Source organism: Affinundibacterium seohonense (assembly GCF_014284305.1).
GTDB classification, from domain to species: domain Bacteria; phylum Pseudomonadota; class Gammaproteobacteria; order Burkholderiales; family Burkholderiaceae_D; genus Undibacterium; species Undibacterium seohonense.
The window spans coordinates 1-255 of the sequence record NZ_JACOFW010000128.1 but is presented as its reverse complement, the minus strand read 5'-3'; the positions used below and the strand labels follow the sequence as shown (position 1 = coordinate 255).

At 47.8% G+C, this 255-nt stretch carries 1 protein-coding gene; it reads left to right on the top strand.

Annotation, left to right across the window (positions count from 1 at the left end; translation table 11 throughout):
• Positions 1–255 (top strand): transposase (locus H8K52_RS22130; RefSeq protein WP_186924818.1); only part of this gene is annotated, 255 nt, incomplete at both ends.

Sequence of the window (255 nt, the reverse complement as noted above, 5' to 3'; positions counted from 1 at the left end):
GACAATGGTCGTCCCGCGTTTGATCCGGTTTTGCTTTTTAAGATGCTTTTTATTGGCTACCTGTTCGGCATCCGATCCGAGCGCCAAATTGTTCGGGAGATTGAAGTCAATGTCGCTTATCGCTGGTCTCTCGGCTTACGACTGACTGATAAAATTCCAGATGCCTCGACGCTATCGCAGAATCGCCGTCGTCGTTTTGCTAGTACCGATATAGAACAAACCATCTTCGACACCATCGTTGAACAAGCGATTGGA